We start from the raw sequence: 7,828 nt of genomic DNA on the forward strand, positions 1-7,828 counted from the left end.
ATCGAAGGGCGGATTATGCGTTGCGCAACTCGGGCGCCCAGGCGGCCACGCCGGCCAGCGGCCGCAGCACCTGCGCCGCTGCCGCGTCGCGCAGCGGCTTCACTGCCACCTGGCCCTGGGCCAGCTCGTCGGCGCCGAACACCAGCGCAAACCGCGCACCGCTGGCGTCGGCCTTCTTGAACTGGGCCTTCAAGCTGCCGCCGCCGGCGTGCATCTGCACCGCCAGGCCGGCCTGGCGCAACGCGTCCAGCACCACCATGGCGGGCGGCAGTGCAGCGGCATCGGGCAGCACGGCGTAGACGTCCGGTGCCGCCGTGGGCACCGGCACGCCGATCTCCTGCAGCAGCAGCAGCAGCCGCTCGATGCCCAGGCCAAAGCCGATGGCCGGCGTCGGCTTGCCGCCGAGCTGCTCGAACAGGCCGTCGTAGCGGCCACCGCCGCACACCGTGCCCTGGGAGCCGAGCTGGTCGGTCACCCACTCGAAGACGGTGAGGTTGTAGTAGTCCAGCCCGCGCACCAGGCGCGGGTTGATGCGGTACGGCAGGCCGGCCGCATCCAGCACCGCGCACACGGCGGCCAGGTGGGCGCGCGAGGCCTCGCCCAGGTGGTCGGACAGCTTGGGCGCGGCCTCCACCAGGGCCTGCATCGCCGGGTTCTTGGTGTCCAGGATGCGCAGCGGGTTGGTGTGCAGCCGGCGCTTGCCGTCCTCGTCCAGCTCGTCGGCATGCGCGGTGAAGTAGGCCACCAGCGCGGCGCGGTGGGCGGCGCGCTCGGCCGGCTGGCCCAGGCTGTTGAGCTCCAGCCGCACATGGGTGCCGATCTGCAGGCCCAGCGCCAGCCAGAGGCTGCGCAGCATCAGGATCAGCTCGGCATCGACATCCGGCCCGGCGAAGCCCAGGGCCTCGACATCGAGCTGGTAGAACTGGCGGTAGCGGCCCTTCTGCGGCCGCTCATGCCGGAACACCGGCCCGATGGACCACACCCGCAGCGGGCCGTTGTACAGCGCGTTGTGCTCGACCATCGCCCGCACGATGCCGGCGGTGATCTCGGGGCGCAGGGTCAGCGCGTCGCCGTTCATCGCATCGTGCCAGGAGTACATCTCCTTCTCGACGATGTCGGTGGCCTCGCCGATGCCGCGCACGAACAGCGGCGTGGGCTCGACGATGGGCGTCAGCAGGTGCTGGTAGCCGTGGCGCGACATCACCGTGTCGACGGTGCGTTCGAACCAGCGCCAGATGGCGGAATCGGGCAGCTTGTCCTTGCGCGGGACGCCGCCCGGCAGGATGTCGTTCATGCCTTTGACGGCAACGAGTTTGTCGGCCATGGGGTGTCGGGCGCCGGGTGGCGCCCCTGCAGAAGTCGGGGAGGCGGGGCGGAGGTTGACGCGTGCCGCGTCAATGCGCGGCGGTCACGGTGCCGAACCGGCGCTCGATGTAGCCCTCGACGATCTTGTGGAACTCGGCTGCGATGCCCTCGCCACGCAGCGTCATCGCCTTCTGGCCGTCGATGAACACCGGCGCGGCCGGTGCCTCGCCGGTGCCGGGCAGGCTGATGCCGATGTCGGCATGCTTGCTCTCGCCGGGGCCGTTGACGATGCAGCCCATCACCGCGACCTTCAGGTTCTCGACGCCCGGGTACCTGGCCTTCCACACCGGCATCTGCGCCCGCAGGAAGTCGTCGATCTGCTTGGCCAGTTCCTGGAAGGTGGTGCTGGTGGTGCGGCCGCAGCCGGGGCAGGCGGTCACGCTGGGGTTGAAGTTGCGCAGGCCCAGGGCCTGCAGGATCTCCAGCGCCACCACCACCTCTTGGGTGCGGGCCTCGCCGGGCTGCGGCGTCAGGCTCACGCGGATGGTGTCGCCGATGCCCTGCTGCAGCAGCTGGCCCAGTGCCACGGCCGAGGCCACCGTGCCCTTGGTGCCCATGCCGGCTTCGGTCAGGCCCAGGTGCAGCGGGTAGTTGCAGCGCGCGGCCAGCGCCTGGTAGACGGTGATCAGGTCCTGCACGCCGCTGACCTTGCAGCTGATGATGACCTGGTTCGCCGGCATGCCCAGCTCCACCGCCCAGTCGGCCGACTGCAGTGCGCTCTTGACCAGTGCCTGGTACGTCACCTGCTTGGCATCCCAGGGCTGGGCGCTGCGGGCGTTGTCGTCCATCATCTGCGCCAGCAGTTCCTGGTCGAGGCTGCCCCAGTTGACGCCGATGCGCACCGGCTTGTCGAAGCGCATCGCGGCTTCGACCATGGCGGTGAACTGGCGGTCACGCTTCTCGCCCTTGCCCACGTTGCCGGGGTTGATGCGGTACTTGCTCAGCGCCTGGGCACAGGCCGGATGTTCGGTCAGCAGCGTGTGGCCGTTGTAGTGGAAGTCACCCACCAGCGGCACGTCGATGCCCATGCGGTCGAGCTGCTCGCGGATGTGCGGCACGGCCTGGGCGGCTTCGGGCGTGTTGACGGTGATGCGCACCATCTCGCTGCCGGCGATCGCCAGCTCCTTCACCTGGATGGCGGTGCCGATGACATCGACGGTGTCGGTGTTGGTCATGCTCTGCACACGCACCGGGGCGTCGCCGCCCACGGTGACGACCCGGCTGCCCCAGACCACCCGGGCCTGCAGCGAACGGCGGGCCAGCGGCAGCGCGGGCGGGATCAGCGTCAGGGTGTCCAGATCGGGCATGGCGTTGGCGTCACGGCAGGGTGATGTTGGCGATGTTGTCCCGCGCAGCGGTCGACAGGTCGACCGGCTGGCCGCGGAACTGCAGTTCGGTGCCTTTGGCGTTGCCGATTCTCAGGCGAACCGGCAGCGCAGGTGTCAATGCCACCGTCTCGCCCGCGGGCACCAGGCGGGCCATCAGGGTCTGACCACCGCCGTCGACGGCCTGCACCCAAGTGGCCTGCACGGCACGCAGCACCAGGGCGGCTTCAGCCGCCGCTGCGGTGGCGGCCACATCGGCCACCACGGGTTGGCTGGCCGCTGCAGCCGGGCGGGCCGCGCTGGCCGGGACATCGGGCACGGTGGCGGGCGCAACAACGCTGCCCATGCCACCAGACGCCGGATCCACCGCCGGGGCGGCGGCAGGTACCGCCTCGCTGACCTGGGGCGGACCGCCAGCGCCGCTGGGCGGCATCACCGGGGCGGTGGCGTTGTCGAGCTGGGGCAGCTGGCCGGGCTGGCTGGGCACCAGCACAAAGGCCGCCGCAGCGGCCAGCAGCAGGCCGGCCAGCCACAGCACGGGATGGCGCCAGGGCAGCCAGGCGGCCGGGTCGGCGCGGCCGTTGCGCTCGCGGAACGGCGTGTTCAGGCCGGAATCCACCCGCTCCAGGCTGCCGGCGGGCGCGCCCGGCAACAGCGCCAGCACCGGCGCGGCGTCGATCTTCAGCACCCGGCAGACGGTCTGGGCCAGCGCACGGGTGAAGGTGAGGTCGGGCAACTCATCGGTGCGGCCGGATTCCAGTGCTTCCAGCTTGGCCGGCGTGACCTTGATCGACGCGGCCAGCGCGGCGATGTGCAGCCCCTGCTGCTGGCGGGCGGCACGCAACAGGGCGCCGGCCTGCACGGCATCGGCGTTCGGGGCGGCACGGCTGGCGTCGGTGGAGTCAGTCATCAAAGCGGCCGCGGTCGAACAGCGCGGCCTCGGCAGAAGAGGCGAATCCCCGGCGCAGGCGGTCGCCGAGCACGCGCACGGCCGCGTCACGGCCGAGCTTGCGCTCGATGCGGGCTGCCAGCCACAGGGTCTGGGCGTTCACGGCGTCGGGCGTCTCGTTGACCCGGCCGATGTAGAAACTGGCCCGCTCGTAGGCCTGGCGGCGGTACAGCACATCGGCCAGGTTCAGGCCGGTGTTGGGGTTGGCCGGGTCCAGCTCGTAGGCCCGCATCAGCGCGGCCTCGGCCTCGGCCAGCTTGCCGTCGCGGCCGTAGCAGACGCCGCGGGCCAGCAGGCTGCGCGCCTGGTCGCGGTACTGCGGCAGGGCCAGGGCGGCGTCGAAGCGGGCCTGGGCGGTGCCGTACTGGCCACGCTGGCACAGGAACCAGGCCTGGTTGTGCAGGGCGGCGCCGTCACGCGGATTGAGCTGCAGGGCGCGGGCGAAGCTGTCCTCGGCCAGCCGGTCCTCGCCCATCGCGGCATAGATCAGCGCGCGCAGGTTGAAGGCCTCGGCCAGGTCGGGCTTGACCTGCACCGCCAGCTTGGTCTCGTCGAGCGCCGTCTCCAGCTGGCCGCGGCCGAAGTAGGCGGCGGCCAGCTCCAGCCGCACCCGGGCGCGGCGATCCTGGTCGGTCTGGTCGGAGGCGGTGAGCACCGGTGCGGGCTGGTCGACCGCGGTGCCGCCAGGGCCACCGGCACAGGCGGACAGCAGCGCAGCCATCGCCAGCAGCAGCGGCCAGAGCGGACGCGGGACGCAGCTCATGGCTGCACCGGCGGGGCGGCGGTGATCGGGATCACCGGCCGCACATCCGGGCGGGTGAGGCGGCTGTGCACCTGGGTGCGGTCCTGCACCTCGCCGGCCAGCTGCCCGCAGGCGGCGTCGATGTCGTCGCCGCGGGTCTTGCGTACCGTGGTGACGATGCCGGCGTCCTGCAGGATCTTGGCGAAGGCCAGCACCCGCTCGCGCGGCGAGCGCAGCAGGCCCGAGGCCGGGAACGGGTTGAAGGGGATCAGGTTGAACTTGCAGGGCACGCGCGGCGCGCCGGCCTGGCCGTTGACCAGGGCAATCAGCTGGCGGGCCTGCTCGGGGCTGTCGTTGACGCCGTCGAGCATGCAGTATTCGAAGGTGATGAAGTCACGCGGCGCCGCCGCCAGGTACTGGCGGCAGGCGGCCAGCAGCTCGGCCAGCGGGTACTTGCGGTTCAGCGGCACCAGCGGGTCGCGCAGCGCATCAGTCGGCGCATGCAGGCTGACGGCCAGCGCCACCGGGCAATCGTGTTGCAGCCGCTCGATCATCGGCACCACGCCCGAGGTGGACACGGTGACCCGCCGGCGCGACAGGCCGTAGCCATGGTCGTCGAGCATCACCCGCAGCGCCGGCACCAGCGCGCTGTAGTTCTGCAGCGGCTCGCCCATGCCCATCATCACCACGTTGCTGATGACGCGGTCGGGGGTGTTCAGCCGCTGGCGCAGGTGGTGCTCGGCAAACCAAAGCTGCGCGAGGATCTCGCCGGTGCTCAGGTTGCGGCTGAAGCCCTGGTGGCCGGTGCTGCAGAAGCGGCAGCCGACCGCACAGCCGGCCTGCGACGACACGCACAGCGTGCCGCGGTCGTCCTCGGGGATGAAGACGGCTTCCACCGCATCACCGCCGCCGACGTCGAACAACCACTTGATCGTGCCGTCGGCCGAAGCCTGCTCGGTCAGGATCTTCAGCGGGCGGACTTCAGCCGTGCTGGCCAGCTTGTCGCGCAGCGACTTGGCCAGATCGGACATGCGGGCAAAGTCCGACTCGCCCTTCTGGTGCACCCACCGGAACAGCTGCACCGCGCGGAAGCGCTTCTCACCCAGCGTGGCACACCAGGCGGTGAGCGCGTCCAGGTCGAAATCGAGCAGGTTGACCGGTGGGGCCACGGAGTCAGGCAATCAGCGCGAGTAGACGTTCATGCCGGGGAAGAAGAACGCGATCTCGACGGCCGCGGTCTCGGGCGCGTCGGAGCCGTGCACCGCGTTGGCGTCGATGCTGTCGGCGAAGTCGGCGCGGATGGTGCCCTTGTCGGCCTTCTTCGGGTCGGTGGCGCCCATCAGCTCGCGGTTCTTGGCGATGGCGCCTTCGCCTTCCAGCGCCTGGATCATCACCGGGCCGGAGATCATGAAGGTCACCAGGTCGTTGAAGAAGGGACGCGCCTTGTGCACGGCGTAGAAGGCCTCGGCCTCGCCACGCGAGAGGTGCGCCATCTTGGCGGCGACGACCTTCAGGCCGGCGCCTTCAAAGCGGGCGTAGATCTGGCCGATCACGTTCTTGGCGACGGCGTCGGGCTTGATGATCGAGAGGGTGCGTTCGATGGCCATGGAATATTTCTCCTGAAATCAAAGACTTAAAGGTCAATCGCGGATTCTAGCGTGGGCGTGTGTCGGTGCGGTGCGGGCCGTTTCAGCGGCCGCCGCCACGGCGGCCACCGCCACCGCCACCGCCGCGCTTGCCACCACCACCGCCACCGCCACCACCACCACCGCCGTTGCCCTGGAACTTGCGCACGAAGGCATCGGCGCCGATGTAGCCCAGCGAGGTCTTCATCGGGTCGGGCTGGCCGCCATTGCCGCCACCGCCTCCGCCACCACCGCCCTTGCGGCCGCCGCCGATGCCGAAGCCGCCCTTGCCCTTCTGCACGAAGCGCTTGTCGTAGGTCTGCTCCAGCGGGTTGGGGATCGGGCCGTCCTCGGAGATCTCGCGCCGCGGCGCCCGCGCCTCGCGGATGGCCCGCTTGTCGAAGGTCTGCATCAGCGGGTTGGGGATGGCGGCGAAGTTCAGGTGCTCGATGTCGTCATCCTCGCGGTCGGCGGGCGGGCGCTCGCGGCGCTCCTGCGGCGGCCGGTCGGGCCGCGGGCCGCGCTCGGGGCGGTCGCGCTCGGCCCGTTGCTGCGGCGGGCCGTTGCGGCGGTTGTTGTTACCGTTGCCGCCGTTGTTCTGGCGCGGGCCGCCGTCACGGGGACCATCACGCTGGCCACCCTCGCGCGGACCATCCTGCCGCTGCGGCTTCGGGCCGCGCGCCTCGGCCTGCTGTTCGCGGGCATTGCCGGCCAGGCGGCGCACTTCGCGCACATCGGCCTCGTTCAGGTCGACGAAGACGCCGCGCTTCAGCCCGCGCGGCAGCACCACGCAGCCGTAGCGGATGCGGATCAGCCGGCTCACGCCCAGGCCCACCTTGTCGAAGAGCTTGCGCACCTCGCGGTTGCGGCCTTCGGTGATGACCACGCGGTACCAGTGGTTGACACCCTCGCCGCCGCCGTCCTCGATGGACTTGAAGCTGGCGCGCTGGCCGTCGATCTCGACGCCCTCGAGCAGGCGGGCCTTGGACTCGGCCGTCAGCGTGCCCAGCACCCGCACCGCGTATTCACGCTCCACGCCGAAGCGCGGGTGCATCAGCTGGTTGGCCAACTCACCGGAGTTGGTGAACAGCAGCAGGCCTTCGGTGTTGATGTCGAGCCGGCCGACCGATTGCCACTTGCCGTGCGGCAGCCGCGGCAGGCGGCGGAACACCGTGGGCCGGTGCTGCGGGTCGTCATGGGTGACGACTTCGCCCACCGGCTTGTGGTAAGCCATGATGCGCGGCGCCGGCGGCGCGATGCGCACCTTGATCTGGCGGCCGGCCACGCTGATGCGGTCACCAAAGCTGATGCGCTGGCCGGTGTGGGCCACCTGGCCATTGACCTGCACCTGGCCTTCGGCGATCAGGGCCTCCATGTCGCGGCGCGAGCCGATGCCGGCCTGGGCCAGCACCTTGTGCAGCTTGGGCGCGTCGGGCTCGGCGGCCAGCACACGGCGCTCGGGCTCGCCGCTGGGCAGCTCGATCGGCAGCGCGTCGTAGTCGCCCGACAGCACGGCAGCGAAGGTCTCGCCGACGTCCTTGGGCAACGCCGGGGGCTGTTCGATGGCCACCGCCGGGCTGTCGTCGCCGTCGTCGTCGCCATCTTCGTCATCGCCTGCCGTGGCGGTGATGGTGAGCACCTGGGCGCCATCGGCCGGGGCGCCGTCCTCGCGCGGACCACGGTCGGCACCACCACGGCGGCCCTGCCGCTCGATCTTCCCCCGGCTGCCGATGACACCCCGGCCGCCCTTGCGTTTGATGTTTCCCCTGCGGCCCCTGCGCCCCAGGCCGATGGCTCCTTCCCCGCAGCACCTGCATGACCA

At 71.1% G+C, this 7,828-nt stretch carries 7 protein-coding genes; all 7 read right to left on the minus strand.

The annotated features are described in order from the left end of the window. Positions 1-13 precede the first annotated feature (13 nt). Positions 14-1,324 carry a histidine--tRNA ligase gene (hisS, locus tag FFT10_RS06970; RefSeq protein ID WP_137732039.1) on the minus strand — a complete coding sequence of 437 codons (1,311 nt, stop codon included), beginning with the start codon at positions 1,322-1,324 and terminating at the stop codon, positions 14-16. A gap of 70 nt (positions 1,325-1,394) precedes the next feature. After that, positions 1,395-2,672, minus strand: coding sequence for a flavodoxin-dependent (E)-4-hydroxy-3-methylbut-2-enyl-diphosphate synthase (ispG, locus tag FFT10_RS06975; protein ID WP_137732040.1), 1,278 nt, complete (start codon positions 2,670-2,672; stop codon positions 1,395-1,397). A 10-nt stretch (positions 2,673-2,682) separates the two neighbouring features. Next, positions 2,683-3,600 carry a helix-turn-helix domain-containing protein gene (locus FFT10_RS06980; RefSeq protein WP_137732041.1) on the minus strand — a complete coding sequence of 306 codons (918 nt, stop codon included), beginning with the start codon at positions 3,598-3,600 and terminating at the stop codon, positions 2,683-2,685. Further along, the gene (pilW, locus tag FFT10_RS06985; protein WP_137732042.1) at positions 3,593-4,402 is read right to left on the minus strand and encodes a type IV pilus biogenesis/stability protein PilW; all 810 of its coding nucleotides are present in this window, start codon (positions 4,400-4,402) and stop codon (positions 3,593-3,595) included. The genes FFT10_RS06980 and pilW overlap by 8 nt, the downstream gene beginning before the upstream one ends. Then, the gene (gene rlmN / locus FFT10_RS06990) at positions 4,399-5,550 is read right to left on the minus strand and encodes a dual-specificity RNA methyltransferase RlmN (protein WP_137732043.1); all 1,152 of its coding nucleotides are present in this window, start codon (positions 5,548-5,550) and stop codon (positions 4,399-4,401) included. The genes pilW and rlmN overlap by 4 nt, the downstream gene beginning before the upstream one ends. A 12-nt stretch (positions 5,551-5,562) precedes the next feature. Continuing rightward, complete coding sequence (ndk, locus tag FFT10_RS06995; protein ID WP_137732044.1) at positions 5,563-5,988, minus strand: nucleoside-diphosphate kinase; 426 nt, start codon at positions 5,986-5,988, stop codon at positions 5,563-5,565. Between the two features lie 82 nt (positions 5,989-6,070). Continuing rightward, positions 6,071-7,828: pseudouridine synthase (locus tag FFT10_RS07000; protein WP_174246084.1), on the minus strand; the 1,758-nt coding region annotated here is incomplete at its 5' end.

Source organism: Pseudaquabacterium pictum, assembly GCF_005403045.1.
GTDB classification, from domain to species: domain Bacteria; phylum Pseudomonadota; class Gammaproteobacteria; order Burkholderiales; family Burkholderiaceae_C; genus Pseudaquabacterium; species Pseudaquabacterium pictum.